The following is a 16,599-nucleotide window of genomic DNA, read 5'->3' as shown; positions in this document are numbered from 1 at the left end:
CAAAAATCATAAGGGTTGATTATGAGCCAACAACAGCAAATTTCAGACACAAAAGCCCCTGCATCAGGTAAGTGGTACAAACAAATACCGGACCCGATGGTGTTGATTTTCTTCATTTTGGTCGCCGCCTACCTAATGACGTTTATTGTGCCCGCAGGCGAGTTTGAACGTCAGACTGTCGATGGTCGTACGACAGTTATTCCTGAATCTTTCATGTACTTGTCAGATGTTGCGAATCTGCATTTTTTCAAGATTTTCGTCGCAATACCGCAAGGACTGATTAATGCGTCGCAATATCTGTTTATCGTATTTATTGCTGGCGGGCTATTTCATATTCTGCAGAAGACAGGTGCGCTGGAAAACGCCATTGGTGTCGCCGTTCATCGTGTCGGTGCTGAAAATAGCATTAAAAGCCGCAACCTAATTATTGCTGCTGGTACCTTTATCTATGGCTTCTTTGGCGTTGCGGTTGGTTTCGAAAATAATATTGCGCTCGTACCCATTGGTGTACTGATAGCTTCTGCCATTGGCTGCTCTCGTTTAGTCGGTGTTGTGATGGCCGTGGGTGGTATCGGCATTGGCTTCGCTTTGTCGCCGATCAATCCATACACCGTTGGCGTTGCGCAGGGTATTGGTGAATTACCTACGTTTTCAGGCTGGTGGTTACGCACGTTGATGGTGGTTGCGTGTCTGGCTACCTTGACGCTTTTTATCTGTCGTTACGTTGTCAAAATGGACTACCACGATGACAACCCGGCCGAACTAACCAAGCGTCTCGAAGACTATACGTTGACCCGCCAGAACATCATTACATTAGCTATTTTTATTGCTGGTCTGATTATCATGCTAATCGGTGTGTTTACCCGCGGTTGGTACATCAATGAGATTGCCGCCATGTTCTTGCTGATGGCGATTGTTATTGGACTCGCTAACGGCCTGGGTGCTAATGCACTGGTAAGACAGATGATGGAAGGCGCCTCATCGGTAACCGCTGGTGCCTTAGTGATTGGCGTTGCAGCCTCTATTCAGGTCATCCTTAAAGATGCCCAGATTATCGATACGATTGTTAACTCGCTTAGCTCTCTGGTGGGTGATATGCCTACCGCCGTGGCGGCTGTTGCTTCAAGTGTGATTCAAGGCGTGATCAACCTGTTTATTCCGGGCGGATCGGGCCAAGCACTGGTTACCATGCCGATTTTGATCCCCTTAGCAGACTTAATTGGCATGAGCCGTCAATTAATGATCACGTCCTTCCAGGTGGGAGATGGTTTGACTAACCTGATTGTTCCAACGTCTGGTGGCACCCTTGCCATGCTGGCGCTAGGTAGGGTCTCTTATGCACAGTGGCTGCGTGTTATTACTCCTTTGTTAGTGCTGGTTTACGTTATGTGCTGGGCAGCGCTGGTATTAGGCTATTACGTGGGTTATTAAGTACTGTCGTTAGGCGGCTAACTGACGGTCGACGCAGTAGTGACTGGGGGAGAATCCAGAAGGATTTTCCCCCTTCGTTTTGCTGTTATGTGGTTCGGTGCTAAAGAAATTCAGTCATTGTCCGATAATCACTTAACAGGTAAAAGCCACCAAGCCGTCACAGAGTCTGCCATGCCCAAATCACCTGCTTTCCTTCTCGCTGCGATACTGCTTAGCCTAGTCACCTATGCTCAGGCGTTTGCTAATACGGCTGAATCAGCGGCGCTCGCGTGGTTAGAGTCAATTGATAATGGTGAGGTTGAACAAGCCTGGGAGAGCTCATCGCCGCTACTAAAAACGCCGCTATCGCCTAGCATGCTTAGACGCATTATTGAGTTAGCACGTAATGAGTTTGGGCCGGTTGAATCACGCCGACAAGTACAAGCCTCTCACTATCGATCTATGCCAGGTGCGCCAGATGGCGACTATATGGTTTTTATCTTTCACACTCGATTTGAAAATAAAGCGAGAGGAGTAGAAACCGTAACACCTCATCTTGAAAATGGTGAGTGGCGAGTCAGTGGTTATTATGTGCAATAGTTCTTTAAAATAGCTCTTTGTAATAGCGCTTTGTAATAGCGCTTTGTAATAGCGCTTTGTAATAGCGCTTTGTAATAGCGCTTTGTAATAGCGCTTTGTAATAGCGCTTTATAATAGCTCTTTGTAATAGGTATGTGTAAATGACTGATGCCCCACCCAGCACGTATCAAAATAGCGATTTTATACCTACTATTGCTAACACCCCCGAGCCGCCTTACTACGCGGTTATTTTTACCTCGCAACGCACCGAGATCGATAACGGCTATGACGCAATGGCGGCCAGAATGGTTGAACTTGCAGCACAGCAGCCGGGATTCTTGGGGGTAGAGTCTGCCCGAAATGAAGTTGGGGTGACGGTGTCATACTGGGCTGATTTGGCCTCAATCAAAGCGTGGAAGGCCCACGCTGAGCATCTGGAAGCCCAGCGTCTAGGCCATCAGCAGTGGTACCGGCATTTTAAGACGCGCATTGCCAAAGTCGAGCGAGATTATGGTATTTAAACTATCAACGCAGCCTAGGTAGGCTTTTTGCTGCTTAAATTTAAGAGGCTAACTTCAGGGCAAAGCCAATAATTAGCGTTCCAAATACCCAACGTTGTAGTGTTTGCCTTGTTTGATGACTTTCAAACCAGCGTTGCATCTGCGCTCCCAAGCAGGCATATAGCGCATCGTAGAGAAGCCCGACGCCCACTAGCACAGCCCCCAATAGCGTAAACTGGAGCGCAACGTCACCCTGTTGGGTGTGGACGAACTGGGGTAATAACACCGAACAAAACAGCAGCGATTTTGGGTTCAGCAGGTTCGTTAACAGACCCCGTCTCCAGGCTAAGTAATAGCTACCGGTGAGCGATGCTTGCGGCTGGTTAGTATCGGTGCTCCGTTTGCTACGAATCAGCTGTAAGCCCACCCAAATCAAGTAGGCCGCACCGAGATAACGAACAGCATCAAAAAGCCACGGAGCGGCGACAAATAGGGCGGCCAAGCCCAAACCGGCTAACGCCACATGCAGTCCTCGGGCGATGGCTAACCCTAGCGCGGTGGCTAGCCCATGCCCGCGGCCTAGCGTACTACTGGTATGCAGCACCAATAGCATATCCGGGCCTGGAATCAGGTAAACAATGGCTAATGCGCTAATAAAAAGACCGATTTCCATCACCGCTCCCTTAAGGTTTCACCTAGTGGCTTGATAAAGGGCATGGTACCGTTAAATTGGTGAGTGATTTCTTGCCATTTACGCTCATTTTAAATCAGTTATTGATATTTTGTGCCAATTAAGAGTAAGGAAATACTTGTTTATGCCAAATGATCAATTAGATGCTACCGACCGACGCATTCTTGCGTTGCTACAGGGGGATGCTCGCTTAACCAATGTGGAACTCGCAGAGAAAGTAAACTTGTCGCCGTCTCCCTGTTTACGCCGAGTGCGACGCTTGGAAGCAAGCGGCATTATTCGTGGCTACCACGCAGAGCTTGATCGTCGAAGTGTCGGGCTGGAGTTAACGGTGTTTGTGGGCATTAAGGTAGAACGACATCATGAAGAGCAAGCCAATGCTTTCCGAGAAGCCGTGGTTAAACTGCCGGAAGTAGTCACTGCGCATTTGGTGTCTGGTGAATCGGATTTTCTGCTACAGGTGGTAGTGCCTAGCTTGGCAGCTTACGAGGCGTTTTTAACGGGAACGTTGCTGCGCTTACCAGGAGTGAGCGATATTCGCAGCAACTTTGCTATTCAGCCAGTGAAAGAGTATGGCACATTGCCGTTGGATAATAGCGATTAACGCTACATTACTAACCCAGCCAGCGACTGTAATCCGACGGCCACCGCCAGAACCACAATGCCTAACGCTAGGCTGGTTTTAAGCGCGTGACGTTTCCACATAAGTTCTACGCGGTTGCCAAAGCGGTGGACCAGCCAAGCAAGGCCGAAATAGCGAAGCCCACGGGCTATCAGGGCAGCCAGCACAAATAACATAATCGGATAGCCGGAAAGCCCGGCGGTAATCATCGCCACCTGAAACGGGATCGGCAGTATGCCAATAGCTAAAATTGCGGCAAAACCGTACTGGTCAAAGAAGGTTTGGAAAGATTGATAGCTTTGTTCAATACCCATAAATTCGATAAACCACGTACCTACGGATTGATAAAGCACCATGCCGACGGCGTAGCCGACAATAGACGCGATCAGGCAGCCGAGAGTGGTCGCGGTGGCGATTGCCCAAATACGTTGCTTGTTAATCGCCATGAGCGGGATTAACACCAGCTCTATGGGAATTGGCAAAATAATGGTTTCTAAAAAAGACAGGGTGCCGAGTAGCCACAGCATGTTTTTCGAGCTATTAATACGCTCAAACCACTGTTTAGTCCGTGTTGTTGAAGGCATCTTATGTCTCTACATTTCAGTATTAATGTGACGATAGACGGCCGCTAAAAGGCTGTAGAGACCAAACGCAAAGAGCCCAAGTGCGACAAAGGCAAGCAACCACTGACCGAAAGGTTGGCTGCGTAGCGTACTGAATACTTCTCCCATACCACCTGCTTGATTAGGGTTAATTTGGTAGGCTGCGATGATAAAAAAACTGCCCACGATCACGAAGACGAGACCGCGAATCACTAAGCCGAATCGACAGATGGGATAGGCCCATTGTTGAGTTTGTGGTGGCATCGCAAAGTGTTTATCGAATTTTGCTTTGTAGCCTTTGATTGCATGGGCAATACCAACACCCATCAAAATTAAACCAACCCCGCCAACTAACCATCGCCCGAATGGCTGCTGCATCAGCCAATCTGCTACGCCTTGCGAGCCGCCTCTGGAATCCCCAGAAGAGCCTGCAAATTGGAAGATGAGCGTTGCAGCAAAAAATGCCAGAAGAATATGCGTAATGGCACTCGCTAATAAACTCGTGCGAATAGTTAAGCCTTTAGTACTATTACCATGATGATCGGTGTCTTTGACAGCTTGGATCGTGCGCCACAGAGCGTAGCCGACCAAACCAACAGCAATAAGACCTAGCATGATGTTACCAAAGGGGGCCGTTAGCACTCTTTCTAGAGCACCGCGGCTGCCTTCCGTTTGGCCACCTTGTCCAAAGGCTGCCAGGGTGGCTAGGCCTCCCACTAATACATAAACGATGCCGCGAGAAGCGTAGCCCATTCGGGCGAAAAGGGTGATCGCATCACGATGATCTGGGTTATTCATTCGATTGGCCATGGTGTCCTCCTGACGTTTATGGCATTGCGAATTCCTACGCAATCTGGCTTATGTAGAGCTTGTCTGGCGGCCCATACTGTGCCCGTGCTGTGCTATTGTCTAGCGTAAGCTAGGTTATCAGGCTATTCGCTATTTTTTGATGATGCGAGCAGAAGATGAGTCATAAGTCTCCAGGTGCTGAGTCTTTAAGTGCTAAGTCTCCAAGTGCTAAGTCTTTAGATGCTAAGTCTTTAGATGCTAAGTCTCGAAGCGCTAAGTCTCTACAGGCTGGGCCGCCGCCTGTTTTTTGGCGCGACTCGCGGCTGCCTTATGTCGAACTGCGTAAAATCAGTGATGCGAGGCAAGTGTGCTATGCCCCTCATAGCCATGTTCACTGGTCGGTCGGGGCTATTACGTCAGGCAGCAGTACGTTTTTCTATCGGGAATCGACTTACCCCATTAATGCCGGTGACTTGGTTATGATGAACCCCGACTGGGTGCATGCCTGCAACCCCATTGAGAACGAACCCTGGGCATATTTGATGCTCTATGTGGATGCGCAATGGCTAGCGGATTTGCGCTATCAAATAGGCACGCTTGGCTCCCCGGACTGGAGTGATATCGATACGGCGGTGGTTTCACAGCCAGCGCTGTATGCTCACTATTGCGAAATGGCGGCTTGTTTATTGGATAAGCAATGCACTCTCTCTATGAAGCACGCGTCGGTTACCGGGTTTCTTACTGCATTGATGCTGGCATTAGCACACGAGACAACCGTCTCAAGACCGCAGCCGCCGGATGGTTTGCAGGCTGCGGCTGCCTATTGTGACGTGAATGCGGCTTTCGATGTGTCATTGGAAACGCTATGTCAGTTAACCGGCTATAGCGCTGGCCATCTTATCCGTGCGTTTAAGCAGCACTATGGGCTGACTCCCCATGCTTATCTGATTAATCGCCGTGTTCAGCTTGGTCAGCGGGCGCTTAGGCAGGGGGAGTCAATCGTTAATGCGGCTTTATTAGCCGGCTTTAACGACCAACCCCACTTCCAGAGAACATTTAAGCGGTTAGTGGCGGCAACACCCAATCAGTATCGCTATCCGCTACTCAAACAGCAGGAAAATAGCGCTGGCAGCTAGGCCGGCAGCCAGCGTGCGGTTAATGGTAAGTAGAATGAGCGGGCGGTGAATATAGCGTCTAAGAAAGGCACCTGCATAAACCCAGCTGGCCAATGACAACCAACAAATGGGTAGGTAGAGAGCAGCGAACAGCCATAACTGGTAGGGATCATTACTGCTGGTGTAAGCCCCAATGCCGGCGGCAGACGCCAGCCACGCCTTGGGGTTTAGCCACTGCATCATCGCGCCGGTCATAAAGCCCGGTGGCTTATCTGTACTCTGACCACGAACAGCGCCATCATGTTGGAAAAGCTGATAGCTTAAGTAGAGTAAGAAAAGTAGCCCTGCCCAGCGTAATATTTCCTCTAGTAGTGGCACTACGTTTAGCAGTGAGTAAAGCCCCGCGCCAATCGCCAGGAAAAGCACTAGAAACCCCAGGGTCGCCCCCGTGACAAAAATAAGCCCTTTGGCAATAGGATAGTGGGTGCCGCTACTCAGGCAAACAAGGTTGACGGGACCTGGAGAAATAGACGCGGCAAGGGCAAATGCTGACATCGGTAACAGTAGTGAAACGCTCATTGTTGTCCTCCTAAACAGAATCAAGAGCTTGCAAGAGCGCGAGCAAAGAGTATTGAACAAAATTGAGATGCCACGATATTGCGCAAGATTCGGGTAGGCCGGATGACACTGTCTGGTTAAGCTTGTTCTATGTTCAGAGAGCCCTGTGCTTTCCTCGTTTAGCTCCGGTGAGAACGTCTTTATGAATGACTATGCCCGTATCGAAAAAGCGATGTCCTACATGGTGGCCAATGCCGCTAGTCAGCCAAGTTTGGAAAAGGTGGCGGCTCAGGTGCATTTAAGTGCTTACCATTTTCAGCGGCTGTTTTGTCGTTATGCGGGTATCAGCCCTAAGCGCTTTTTGCAGGCGTTGACCTTGGAACGTGGCAAACAACTGATCGCATCATCGGAAAGTCTTACCAACACCGTGCATGCGCTAGGACTAAGTGGTGGCTCGCGGCTTTATGACCACTTTGTGCAGCTAGAAGCGGTCACGCCGGGTGAGTTTAAGCGCCAAGGGGAGGGGGTTGAAATTGGCTATGGTGTGCACCCCACACCTTTTGGCGAAATATTAGTGGCGATAACGCCGAGAGGAATTTGTCGGATGGCCTTTGTGGCGTCTACCAGCCAGGAAGCGTTGTTGGCAGAACTCGTAAAGCAGTGGCCACGCAGCACGCTATGCCATCGCCCTGATGCCACCCGTTATGCGGTAGAGGCACTGTTTACAACGTCTGCAGAAACGACCACAAAAGCGACACCTGCCACGCTATCGCTCCACGTGAGCGGTACTAATTTCCAAATTGCGGTATGGCGCGCGCTGCTCACTATTCCTGAAGGACAGTTGGCGAGCTACTCGCAAATTGCCCAGGCACTTGGCATGCCGAAATCATCTCGAGCCGTCGGCAATGCGGTGGGTGCTAACCCTATTGCACTGTTGATTCCTTGCCATCGAGTGATTCAGCAAAGTGGTGCGCTAGGCGGTTATCGTTGGGGGGTTGAAACCAAACAACAGGTCCAGGCTTGGGAAGCGGCGCAGCATTCTCCTCAGCTTGAGCCGCATTAGCCCTGATTTAGTGTCCAAAGACCGACCAACCAGTTTGTTGGGCAAACATTTCCAGGGCACGAGTGCCCAGTAGGCTATTGCCGTATTTATCCAACCCCGGTGACCAGACGGCAAGCGAACCGCGCCCAGGTGCAATAGCCAAAATTCCACCGCCAACGCCACTTTTTCCGGGCAGGCCAACGCGAAACGCAAACTCCCCCGACGCATCGTAGTGGCCGCACATCATCATCAATGAATTAATCCGTCGCGCTCGTTGGGGCGATACCACACGTAAATCACTTGGCCGGTTGACACCGTCCGATGCCAAAAACAGTCCGGCGTGAGCCAGCTGTTCGCAGCTCATGGCAATCGCGCACTGGTGAAAGTAGGTGCCAAGCACTTTGTCGACATCGTGGCGTAGGCGACCAAAGGCTTTCATAAAATGCGCCAGAGAAGCATTGCGGTCTTTGTGCTGCATTTCCGAAGCCGCTACCTGATGGTCAAAGCAGATACTGTTATCGTCGGCGATATAGCGCACAAAGCTCAGAATTTCCGCCAGTGTCTCTTTAGGCTCGTGCCCCATCATGATGGCATCAACAATCGCAATCGCCCCCGCATTAATAAACGGATTGCGCGGTTTACCGCTTTCATGCTCAAGCTGCACGATAGAGTTGAACGGATCGCCAGAAGGCTCACGCCCCACCCGCGACCACAGCCCATCACCCCATTTTCCTAGCGCAATGGTTAGCGTAAAAACTTTAGAAATGCTCTGGATTGAGAACGGTGTGGTGGCGCAGCCCGCAGAGAAGCGTTGGCCGTCTACCGTAGCTAAACTGATGGCAAATTGGCTGGGGTCCACATGGGCAAGCTGAGGAATATAGTCAGCAACTTTGCCTCGCTCGGTTTCAAGGGCCAGCTCGGCGGCAATCTTATTGAGTAACTCTTGCATGTCATACGAGTTCGTTTGGCAGCGTGGGGCGCTACCCTAGCGGAAATTAGCAGGCTTGTCTGCTAACGGTCGATACCGAAATGCCATGGCCTATGCACGTTTTTGAAAAGTCTTGTTCGTTGCTAACTATCTGTTCGGCGGCTAAAGTTTGGCTACTTTCAGCAAGGGCCGACGGGCATGACCACATTAATGATTCAGGGAACTACCTCGGATGCAGGCAAAAGCACGGTGGTTGCTGGGCTTTGTCGCGTGTTAAAGCGCCGTGGTATTTCAGTCGCGCCATTTAAGCCTCAGAACATGGCACTGAATAGCGCCGTGACCAGTGATGGCGGTGAGATTGGCCGTTCCACTGCGTTACAGGCCCAGGCGGCAGGTGTGGCTCCCCATAGCGATATGAACCCGGTGCTATTAAAGCCGGAGACGGATCGCGGAGCCCAAGTAATTTTACGCGGTAAAGTGCATGGTCATATGGATGCACTGGATTACCACGCGTTTAAGCGCACAGCGAAAGAGAGCGTTATGGCGGCGTGGCAGGCCTTGGAAAGCCGCTTTGATGTGATTATTGCCGAAGGCGCGGGCAGTCCGGCGGAAATCAATCTGCGTAAAGGCGATATCGCTAATATGGGCTTTGCTGAAGCTGCCGACTGTCCGGTTTTGTTAGTAGGCGATATTGACCGCGGCGGTGTGTTCGCTCAGCTAGTAGGAACGCTGGCACTACTAAGCGACAGCGAACAAGCACGCACGAAAGGCTTTATTATTAACCGTTTCCGGGGCGATATTGCGCTGCTGGAACCAGGGCTTGAGTGGTTAGAGACCTATACTGGCAAGCCAGTTCTTGGCACCTTGCCCTACTTGCAGAGCCTACTGCTGGATGCTGAAGATAGCATTGGTCGGGTTCACGCTGAGAAAGCCAATCACACCCTTAAAGTGATTGTTCCCGCGCTGCCGCGTATCAGCAATCATACGGATTTTGATCCACTGCGCTTACACCCTCAGGTATCGCTTACCTTTGTAGGGCCAGATCAACCGATTCCACCTGCTGATGTAATGATACTGCCGGGGAGCAAAAGCACCGCCAGCGATTTAGCCTGGTTAACGCGCCAGGGCTGGAGAGACGCGATTGCTCGCCATTTGCGCTACGGCGGAAAAGTGCTGGGGATTTGTGGTGGTTTTCAAATGCTAGGTGAGTGGATAGATGACCCGGACGGCTTGGAAGGCGCGCCTGGGAAGGTAGCAGGCTTGGGGCTGCTGCAGGTATCCACGAAAATGGTCGCGGGCAAGCAGTTGCGCAATGTTAGCGGCGTTATGGTCGGGCAAGAAGCGGCAGTGACGGGCTACGAAATTCACAATGGTGTGAGCAACGGAGCTGCACTCAACCGGCCGTTGTTTGATTTAGGTAGCCACGTGGATGGTGCTATCAGTATCGATGGCCAAGTGATGGGCACTTACTTGCATGGCTTGTTTGACCATCCTGAAGCCTGCCAAGCGTTGCTGACTGCGTTAGGGCTAGAAAGTGCGGCACCCGTCGATTATCGCGCCCACCGCGAGCAAGCGCTGGAGCGACTGGCTGATACGCTGGAAGCGCACTTGGATATTGATGCGGTGTTGGCGATGGTAAGGGCGCATTAAGCGCCCAGAATGCAGAGTGTTTATTCTTGCGGCGGGCGCTTTGCCATCAAAGTGATTTCGACGGTGCTGCCCCCGCAAATATTTGGTGACTCGGTGCAGGTGCGGGCTGGGTAGCGGCCTGGTTCAAAAAACTCCGCGTAGATACTGTCTAATGCATTGATCTGCTTTATGTCAGCGAGATGAATGTCAACTCTAACAATATCCGCTAGACTGCCACCCTCTTGTTTTAGCATGCGTTCAAGCTCGCGCATGACAAGTCTGGTTTCTTCTTTGACATCTCCACGGGTGGCTTTGCCGTTAGAGAGGTCCGTAACCGTCAGCCCTGAAATAAACACATAATGGTCATCGATAACCATGTGACTACCAGGGAAACTTGGTTTGGGTAACGTGGGATCGTCGATATACTGTGGCATTGGCTTTCCTTAGCGACAAATAAGCGGGTGGTGATGGGTGCGACTCTACCACTAGCGTGTAGTTCCTTTGGAAGCAGAGGTGGTGCTATCGAGAGCGTTGCTCTAGGCTGGCCAACTTTTAAGGTTTCCCCGTTGTTGTGATTTTAAATTCTCATGAGAGAGCGTAATGAAGGTAGTTCATATTAGCCAGAGCGCCCCGCGTGATGCGTGTTTGGCAACCTTGTGTGCCAAGGTCTACGGTCAGCAAGCTGGGTTAACGCCGCTGGTGGTTTTTACCGGAACGAAAAACGTACTGTTTGACCAAGAGGCAGCCCGTCTGTTGGCGGGTGTCGATGGCGATGGTAAACCCCTGGCACTAGTCTTACTGGTGCTGGATGAGGCTGGCGAGGGGATGACGGTAACCCACGCTTGCGAATTTGTTGATGGTGCTAAAGCGCGTTTAATCAGTGAGTTAAGCCTCAAAGCCCCGCTGCGCGTTGAGGTAAGTGATGCCACCCAAGAAGCGTTCTATCAGCAGTGCGGGTTTAAGCGCTGGTTTGATGGTGCGCAGGGGCAACGAAAGGGGCAACGCATTGGTTTAGGCGCTCGCCACCCTGCTAAGCAGAGTAGTGACCTGACAGCGACCTTGAGCCTTGATGAAGCGCTAATACTGCGTCGATTTAAGCATGACCCCGCTGCATTTACTGAGGCCAAAGAGGCTTTTTTGTCAGGTTTAAACAACTTTCCGACCACGCTGTAGGCTAAAAACAACGCGGCGTTCCATTTTATGCAACAAACTTGCACGCTGGTGTCATGATGTTGTCTGTTTTCCTGGGTAAAATAGCGGCATGTTTGATCTTTACTTAAAGGGAAAAGCGTATGGCGCTAGCAATGATGGATACTAATAAACGCTATGGGATAGTCAGCCGCCTGCTTCACTGGGGGATGGCACTATTATTTGTATGGCAATTCAGCAGTGCTGCAGCGCGGCTGTTTTTCGAAGACACTCCGCTTGAGTCTTTTTTATGGGGGACTCATAGCCAAGTGGGCGTTACGCTCTTGGTGCTTGTTGTCGTGCGAGGCACCTGGGCGCTAATTAACGCTTCGCGTCGCCCGGCGTCAGTTAGTGTAATGGCAAAATTGGGGCACTTGGCACTGTATGGTTTGATGATTGCGGTGCCCACGATTGCGCTGATTCGTCAGTATGGTTCAGGTCGTGCGCTGGATGTATTTGGGGTTAACCTAATGCCAGGCTTTGATGGTGAAAAAATTGCCTGGATGACAGAGCTTGGCGGTTTGCTGCATGGCGAACTTGGTTGGGCACTGCTGGCGCTGAGTGTGGGGCATGTGGTGATGGCAATTTTGCACCGTAAATTGACCAACCATGATGTGCTTTCACGCATGGCTTAGTGAGATAAGCTAGTCGATTAGGTGTGCAAAAGCGGCGCGTTCCACCGAACGCGCCGCTTTTTTGATTACCATTTCAGATGCAATGGTAATGCCGTTCCTTGCGATGAATTACTACTTAGCTAACTCGCGCATCGCTGTCTCCAGGCCCTCCATGGTCATGGGGTACATGCGGTCATCGATTACGTCACGAATTAACTGGGTCGAGTAGGTGTACTCCCAGGCACGGGGTGGCATGGGGTTTAACCATGCCAAGCGTGGAAACGTGTCAGCCAAACGTTTTAGCCACACGCCTCCGGGTTCATCATTGAAGTGTTCCACGCTGCCACCCGAATGAGTGACTTCGTAAGGCGACATGGCGGCATCACCGACAACCACTACCTGATAGTCTGCCCCGTAGGTGTGCAACACATCCATGGTTGGGATGCGCTCGTTCCCCCGACGCATATTATTACGCCAAACCCCTTCGTAGAGGCAGTTGTGGAAGTAGTAATGTTCCAAGTGTTTGAATTCGGAGCGTGCCGCTGAGAACAACTCTTCGCAGACGCGAATATGATCATCCATCGACCCGCCGACGTCCAAAAACAGCAGCACCTTAACCGCATTATGGCGTTCGGGGCGCATTTGGATATTGAGTAGCCCCGCATCCCGTGCAGTTTCGCGGATGGTGCTGTCCACATCAAACTCGTCCAGCGCTCCTTGACGGGCGAACTTGCGTAGCCGCCGTAAGGCCATTTTGATATTGCGGGTGCCCAGCTCAAGCGAGTCATCGTAATCGCGAAAACGCCGCTCGTCCCAAACCTTGGTTGCGCGACGGTGGCGCGAACCATCCTGGCCAATACGTATCCCTTCAGGGTTGTAACCATACGCCCCAAAAGGGCTGGTGCCACCCGTGCCAATCCACTTGTTGCCACCCGCGTGGCGCTCTTTTTGCTCTTCCAGGCGTTTTTTAAAGGTCTCGATCAGCTCTTCAAGACCACCCAGTGATTCAATTTTAGCTTTCTCTTCGTCGCTGAGCTGTTTTTCAAATTCGCGCCGTAGCCACTCATCGGGAATGAGCGCCTCAATTGCCGAATCCATGTCTTCAAGGCCTTTAAACCAGGCGGCAAAGGCGCGGTCAAAGCGGTCAAAGTAGCGCTCATCTTTGACCATGACAGTACGCGCCACTTGATAAAACGCTTCCATATCGGCAAACACGACGCCGCGTTCGGCCACGGCGTGAAGATCAAGTAATTCGCGTAGAGAAACGGGCACACCGGCACGTTTGAGGGCATCAAACAGACCAATAAACATGGCTTAGCGCCCCGTACTCTTTTGGCGACGCATCATAAACGCCAGGCGTTCTAGTAGGTGAGTGTCCTGCTCGTTTTTAACCAGCGCGCCTGCCATCGGCGGCAGAGCTTTGGCCGGGTCGCGGTGATAGAGCGCTTCCTGGGCCAGTTCGTCGGCCATTAGCAGCTTGAGCCAATCCACCAGCTCTGAGGTAGAGGGTTTTTTCTTGAGCCCTGGGGCGTTGCGCAGATCGAAAAACACTTCCAAGGCTTCGCCGACCAGCCTGGGGGCGATATCCGGGAAGTGAACATCCACAATCGCCTGCATAGTTTCGCGATCGGGGAATTCGATGTAATGGAAAAAGCAGCGACGCAGGAAAGCGTCGGGCAGCTCTTTTTCATTATTCGAAGTGATCACGATAATTGGGCGTTGTTCGGCGCGAATGGTCTCACCGGTTTCATAAACATGAAACTCCATACGATCCAGCTCTTGCAGCAGGTCGTTGGGAAACTCGATATCCGCTTTGTCGATTTCATCAATCAGCAGCACCACGCGCTCGCCCGCGGTGAAGGCTTCCCACAGCTTGCCAGGTTTGATGTAGTTACCGACATTTTCCACCCCTTCAACGCCCAGCTGGGAATCGCGTAGGCGGCTGACGGCATCATACTCATAAAGTCCCTGGGCGGCTTTGGTGCTGGACTTGATATGCCAGGTGATTAGCTTAGTGCCCAGGGATTCAGCAAGCTCTTCGGCCAGCAGTGTTTTACCGGTACCGGGTTCGCCTTTGATCAGCAGTGGGCGCTGCAGCACAACGGCAGCATTGACTGCCTGTTTGAGCGCATCAGTGGCAATGTAAGAGGAGGTTGAGTCAAACGCCATGGGAGAGCCTCGGCTTGTCGAAACGAGTTTATAAAAATAGATTCAAACAAGTGTACGTGAGGGTAAACCCCAAGGCCAACTCGACGATAGCGCGTTGGGCTTTCAGTCCTGCCTGTTGGGGGGCACAATCCCCTGGCGCTGCATTTGCCGGTATACCGTGGGACGCGAAACGCCTAGTTCACGGGCAACCGCGCTGATATTCCAGTGATGCTGCTTGAGTCGGTGGATAAGCGAATTTGAAAGTGGCTCATTGGCGTTTGTGTCAAGTTGAGCTGTTGCGTTGTGAGTAATACGTTGACTAAGGCACTGCTCTGGCAGGTCGTGAACGGTTATTTCGTCACTTTCTGAGGTGGCGAGGGCAAAGGCGAGGGCATTTTTGAGCTGACGAATATTGCCGGGCCATGAGTACGCGAGTAGCGCACTGATGGCATCCGCGCGCAGGCGCGGCGATATTTGCGTGGCGCGCTCGGCAGCGACGTCTTCAAACACGCGGCGAATAACAAACAGTTTATCGGCGCGTTCGCGTAGCGCGGGCAGTCGCAGCTGAGCACCGTTGAGCCGGTAATAGAGGTCTTCGCGGAATTCCCCTTGCTGGATCATTTCTTCGATATGGCGATGGGTGGCTGTAATAACGCGAATATCGATTTTAACTGGCGTGTTAGCCCCCAGCGGCATGACTTCCCGTTCGGCCAGCACGCGCAACAGTCGGGTTTGCAGCGCTAACGGCATATCACCGATTTCGTCTAAAAACAGCGTGCCTCCATGGGCCTGTGGAATAAGCCCGCGCATCCCTTTTGAGCGGCCGCCGGTGAAGGCGCCTGGTTCGTAACCAAACAGTTCGCTTTCAATCAGTGACTCGGGAATGGCTGCACAGTTGACGGCAATAAACGGTTGTTTGGCGCGGTTGCCGCTTTCGTGAAGCGCCCGTGCAACGACCTCTTTGCCGGTGCCGGTTTCGCCGCTAATCAGTACGTTCACGTTAGCTTCATTGCGCAAGCGGTCGGCTAGTTTTTGCACTTTGCGCATCGCAGGGTCGTCGGCACCCAGCCGGGCTAAGGGGGCCGGCAGCTCAGAAGAAAGCGGTGTTGCCCGTTGCGCCATGCGGGGGCGGCGGGGTTCTAGCAGACTTATAAAGTGGATGGTGTTGCTGGCGCGAGCGCGGAAGGCACGCAATTGATCATCAGTACCGCTATTAATACTGAGTATATCGGCGATCTCACACTCGAATAGCTCACCCAGCATAGGAGTGTGATTTGCCGACCAAGGGGGCCAGCGATGCTGGTGTTCGGCGATTAGCTCGCGGCCTACGGCGTTAGCAGCGATGACCTGTCCATTCTCTTCAATAGCGATCAAACCACGCCCGTTGACGTGGACAAATTCCCGCGAGGTATCTAAACGCACCATCAGGCAGTCGCGGTAGCGCTGCAGAAAATAGGCATCCTCAATCATGCGCGCATAAAGCGTTACCAGCGATAGGCTGAAATTCTGGCTTTCGTGCTGGGTAGGCGACTGCAGCGCGGAAATGTCTAACACAGCCATCACATTACCCTGAGGGTCTGCAATAGGAGCAGCGGTGCAGGTCAGCGAGATATGGGATGCATCGAAGTGTTCTTGGCGGTGGCAGATGATGGCTTGACGATCATGCAAACAGGTGCCAACAGCACAGGTGCCAGCAAAGCGTTCATCCCAGTCTGCCCCTAGGTAGAGGCCTGCTTTGCGTAATTGCTGGTCCTGGTTGGGGTCGCCACGAAACTCAACGGTAATACCGCGGTGGTCGGTGACGAGTAGTACGTAGCCAAGCTGCGCTATTTGGCCGTAAAGCTGATCGACCCCGGCGCGGGCGACATGCAGTAACTCATCAACAGACTCGCGGTGCTCAATCAATGTTTGCTGCGGCACGACCCGTGCAGGGCGTGGATGAGTGGGGTCTAGCTGATACTCGTTCAGGCAGCGCAGCCAGGAGCGACGAATGGGGGCCTGCGCAGGCAAGCTGGGTGTATCGAGTCCTTCACCGAGCTGAAAAATATGCTCGATATGTTGACGTTGTTCAGATTGAAGCCGTGTAGGTGCAAACGTGGAGTGCAGCATGGCGTTACTCGTTGGGCGCTGTCGTTATTGTTCTTTCAGCCTATGCGCTTTACCCCCAGAGTCAACGTGGTCTGC

18 protein-coding genes are annotated in these 16,599 nt (G+C 52.0%); 9 read left to right on the top strand and 9 right to left on the bottom strand.

Going from position 1 to position 16,599, the window contains the following annotated elements; all coding sequences use genetic code 11:
• Positions 1–21: 21 nt before the first annotated feature.
• The 3 genes from HVE01_RS09935 (at position 22) to HVE01_RS09925 (ending at position 2,510) form a co-directional block, all read left to right on the top strand.
• Positions 22–1,431, top strand: coding sequence for a YfcC family protein (locus tag HVE01_RS09935; protein ID WP_241006815.1), 1,410 nt, complete (start codon positions 22–24; stop codon positions 1,429–1,431).
• Between the two features lie 171 nt (positions 1,432–1,602).
• Complete coding sequence (locus HVE01_RS09930) at positions 1,603–2,010, top strand: DUF4019 domain-containing protein (protein WP_146943832.1); 408 nt, start codon at positions 1,603–1,605, stop codon at positions 2,008–2,010.
• Between the two features lie 182 nt (positions 2,011–2,192).
• Positions 2,193–2,510, top strand: coding sequence for an antibiotic biosynthesis monooxygenase family protein (locus tag HVE01_RS09925; protein ID WP_125753538.1), 318 nt, complete (start codon positions 2,193–2,195; stop codon positions 2,508–2,510).
• Between the two features lie 40 nt (positions 2,511–2,550).
• Here HVE01_RS09925 and HVE01_RS09920 read toward each other — a convergent pair whose 3' ends face one another.
• The gene (locus HVE01_RS09920) at positions 2,551–3,162 is read right to left on the bottom strand and encodes a LysE family translocator (protein ID WP_146943830.1); all 612 of its coding nucleotides are present in this window, start codon (positions 3,160–3,162) and stop codon (positions 2,551–2,553) included.
• A gap of 142 nt (positions 3,163–3,304) precedes the next feature.
• On the opposite strand from HVE01_RS09920, the gene HVE01_RS09915 reads away from it, so the two are divergent.
• Positions 3,305–3,784, top strand: a complete 480-nt coding sequence (locus tag HVE01_RS09915) for an Lrp/AsnC family transcriptional regulator (RefSeq protein ID WP_125747245.1) — start codon at positions 3,305–3,307, stop codon at positions 3,782–3,784.
• A 2-nt stretch (positions 3,785–3,786) separates the two neighbouring features.
• On the opposite strand, the gene HVE01_RS09910 is transcribed toward HVE01_RS09915, so the two are convergent.
• Both HVE01_RS09910 and HVE01_RS09905 read right to left on the bottom strand, forming a co-directional pair.
• Positions 3,787–4,386, bottom strand: a complete 600-nt coding sequence (locus HVE01_RS09910) for a YqaA family protein (RefSeq protein WP_146943828.1) — start codon at positions 4,384–4,386, stop codon at positions 3,787–3,789.
• Between the two features lie 9 nt (positions 4,387–4,395).
• On the bottom strand, positions 4,396–5,214 hold the full coding sequence (locus tag HVE01_RS09905; protein ID WP_146943826.1) for a DUF1206 domain-containing protein: 819 nt from the start codon (positions 5,212–5,214) through the stop codon (positions 4,396–4,398).
• A gap of 155 nt (positions 5,215–5,369) precedes the next feature.
• On the opposite strand from HVE01_RS09905, the gene HVE01_RS09900 reads away from it, so the two are divergent.
• A complete protein-coding gene (locus tag HVE01_RS09900) occupies positions 5,370–6,329 on the top strand; it encodes an AraC family transcriptional regulator (protein WP_244973795.1) in 960 nt (319 codons plus the stop codon).
• On the opposite strand, the gene HVE01_RS09895 is transcribed toward HVE01_RS09900, so the two are convergent.
• Positions 6,294–6,887, bottom strand: a complete 594-nt coding sequence (locus HVE01_RS09895) for a LysE family translocator (RefSeq protein WP_125747251.1) — start codon at positions 6,885–6,887, stop codon at positions 6,294–6,296. The genes HVE01_RS09900 and HVE01_RS09895 overlap by 36 nt on opposite strands.
• A gap of 181 nt (positions 6,888–7,068) precedes the next feature.
• Between HVE01_RS09895 and HVE01_RS09890 the strand changes: the two genes are divergently transcribed.
• Entirely contained in the window at positions 7,069–7,929 is an 861-nt protein-coding gene (locus tag HVE01_RS09890; RefSeq protein WP_146943824.1) for a bifunctional transcriptional activator/DNA repair enzyme AdaA, read from the top strand.
• A gap of 7 nt (positions 7,930–7,936) precedes the next feature.
• Here the strand turns inward: HVE01_RS09890 and HVE01_RS09885 are convergent, their stop codons facing one another.
• A complete protein-coding gene (locus HVE01_RS09885; RefSeq protein WP_125747255.1) occupies positions 7,937–8,857 on the bottom strand; it encodes a glutaminase in 921 nt (306 codons plus the stop codon).
• Between the two features lie 177 nt (positions 8,858–9,034).
• Between HVE01_RS09885 and HVE01_RS09880 the strand changes: the two genes are divergently transcribed.
• Complete coding sequence (locus tag HVE01_RS09880; protein WP_146943822.1) at positions 9,035–10,486, top strand: cobyric acid synthase; 1,452 nt, start codon at positions 9,035–9,037, stop codon at positions 10,484–10,486.
• 20 nt (positions 10,487–10,506) lie between these two features.
• Here HVE01_RS09880 and HVE01_RS09875 read toward each other — a convergent pair whose 3' ends face one another.
• Positions 10,507–10,899: a RidA family protein gene (locus HVE01_RS09875; RefSeq protein ID WP_146943820.1), complete on the bottom strand. Its 393-nt coding sequence runs from the start codon at positions 10,897–10,899 to the stop codon at positions 10,507–10,509.
• A gap of 166 nt (positions 10,900–11,065) precedes the next feature.
• Here HVE01_RS09875 and HVE01_RS09870 point away from each other — a divergent pair, with 166 nt between their 5' ends.
• Positions 11,066–11,638, top strand: a complete 573-nt coding sequence (locus tag HVE01_RS09870; RefSeq protein ID WP_125747261.1) for a hypothetical protein — start codon at positions 11,066–11,068, stop codon at positions 11,636–11,638.
• A gap of 119 nt (positions 11,639–11,757) precedes the next feature.
• Positions 11,758–12,288, top strand: coding sequence for a cytochrome b (locus HVE01_RS09865; RefSeq protein WP_125747263.1), 531 nt, complete (start codon positions 11,758–11,760; stop codon positions 12,286–12,288).
• Positions 12,289–12,399: 111 nt separating this feature from the next.
• On the opposite strand, the gene HVE01_RS09860 is transcribed toward HVE01_RS09865, so the two are convergent.
• The 3 genes from HVE01_RS09860 to HVE01_RS09850 form a co-directional block, all read right to left on the bottom strand.
• Positions 12,400–13,578, bottom strand: coding sequence for a vWA domain-containing protein (locus HVE01_RS09860; RefSeq protein ID WP_125747265.1), 1,179 nt, complete (start codon positions 13,576–13,578; stop codon positions 12,400–12,402).
• Positions 13,579–13,581: 3 nt separating this feature from the next.
• Positions 13,582–14,436 (bottom strand): AAA family ATPase, encoded by an 855-nt coding sequence (locus tag HVE01_RS09855; RefSeq protein WP_125747267.1) that lies wholly within the window; start codon positions 14,434–14,436, stop codon positions 13,582–13,584.
• Positions 14,437–14,538: 102 nt separating this feature from the next.
• Positions 14,539–16,524, bottom strand: coding sequence for a sigma-54-dependent Fis family transcriptional regulator (locus tag HVE01_RS09850; RefSeq protein ID WP_146943818.1), 1,986 nt, complete (start codon positions 16,522–16,524; stop codon positions 14,539–14,541).
• Between the last annotated feature and the right edge of the window lie 75 nt (positions 16,525–16,599).

The sequence above is a fragment of the Vreelandella venusta genome (assembly GCF_007989605.1).
GTDB classification, from domain to species: domain Bacteria; phylum Pseudomonadota; class Gammaproteobacteria; order Pseudomonadales; family Halomonadaceae; genus Vreelandella; species Vreelandella venusta.
Note: the sequence above shows the minus strand (reverse complement) of the source record. Positions and strands in the feature narration are given on the sequence as shown.

Coding starts and splice junctions, on each gene's coding strand:
- HVE01_RS09910 (WP_146943828.1), bottom strand. CDS start 4,386: ATGCCTTCAACAACACGGACTAAACAGTGGTTTGAGCGTATTAATAGC.
- HVE01_RS09875 (WP_146943820.1), bottom strand. CDS start 10,899: ATGCCACAGTATATCGACGATCCCACGTTACCCAAACCAAGTTTCCCT.
- HVE01_RS09865 (WP_125747263.1), top strand. CDS start 11,758: ATGGCGCTAGCAATGATGGATACTAATAAACGCTATGGGATAGTCAGC.
- HVE01_RS09905 (WP_146943826.1), bottom strand. CDS start 5,214: ATGGCCAATCGAATGAATAACCCAGATCATCGTGATGCGATCACCCTT.
- HVE01_RS09870 (WP_125747261.1), top strand. CDS start 11,066: ATGAAGGTAGTTCATATTAGCCAGAGCGCCCCGCGTGATGCGTGTTTG.
- HVE01_RS09935 (WP_241006815.1), top strand. CDS start 22: ATGAGCCAACAACAGCAAATTTCAGACACAAAAGCCCCTGCATCAGGT.
- HVE01_RS09855 (WP_125747267.1), bottom strand. CDS start 14,436: ATGGCGTTTGACTCAACCTCCTCTTACATTGCCACTGATGCGCTCAAA.
- HVE01_RS09930 (WP_146943832.1), top strand. CDS start 1,603: ATGCCCAAATCACCTGCTTTCCTTCTCGCTGCGATACTGCTTAGCCTA.
- HVE01_RS09900 (WP_244973795.1), top strand. CDS start 5,370: ATGAGTCATAAGTCTCCAGGTGCTGAGTCTTTAAGTGCTAAGTCTCCA.
- HVE01_RS09880 (WP_146943822.1), top strand. CDS start 9,035: ATGACCACATTAATGATTCAGGGAACTACCTCGGATGCAGGCAAAAGC.
- HVE01_RS09920 (WP_146943830.1), bottom strand. CDS start 3,162: ATGGAAATCGGTCTTTTTATTAGCGCATTAGCCATTGTTTACCTGATT.
- HVE01_RS09895 (WP_125747251.1), bottom strand. CDS start 6,887: ATGAGCGTTTCACTACTGTTACCGATGTCAGCATTTGCCCTTGCCGCG.
- HVE01_RS09890 (WP_146943824.1), top strand. CDS start 7,069: ATGAATGACTATGCCCGTATCGAAAAAGCGATGTCCTACATGGTGGCC.
- HVE01_RS09850 (WP_146943818.1), bottom strand. CDS start 16,524: ATGCTGCACTCCACGTTTGCACCTACACGGCTTCAATCTGAACAACGT.
- HVE01_RS09915 (WP_125747245.1), top strand. CDS start 3,305: ATGCCAAATGATCAATTAGATGCTACCGACCGACGCATTCTTGCGTTG.
- HVE01_RS09885 (WP_125747255.1), bottom strand. CDS start 8,857: ATGCAAGAGTTACTCAATAAGATTGCCGCCGAGCTGGCCCTTGAAACC.
- HVE01_RS09860 (WP_125747265.1), bottom strand. CDS start 13,578: ATGTTTATTGGTCTGTTTGATGCCCTCAAACGTGCCGGTGTGCCCGTT.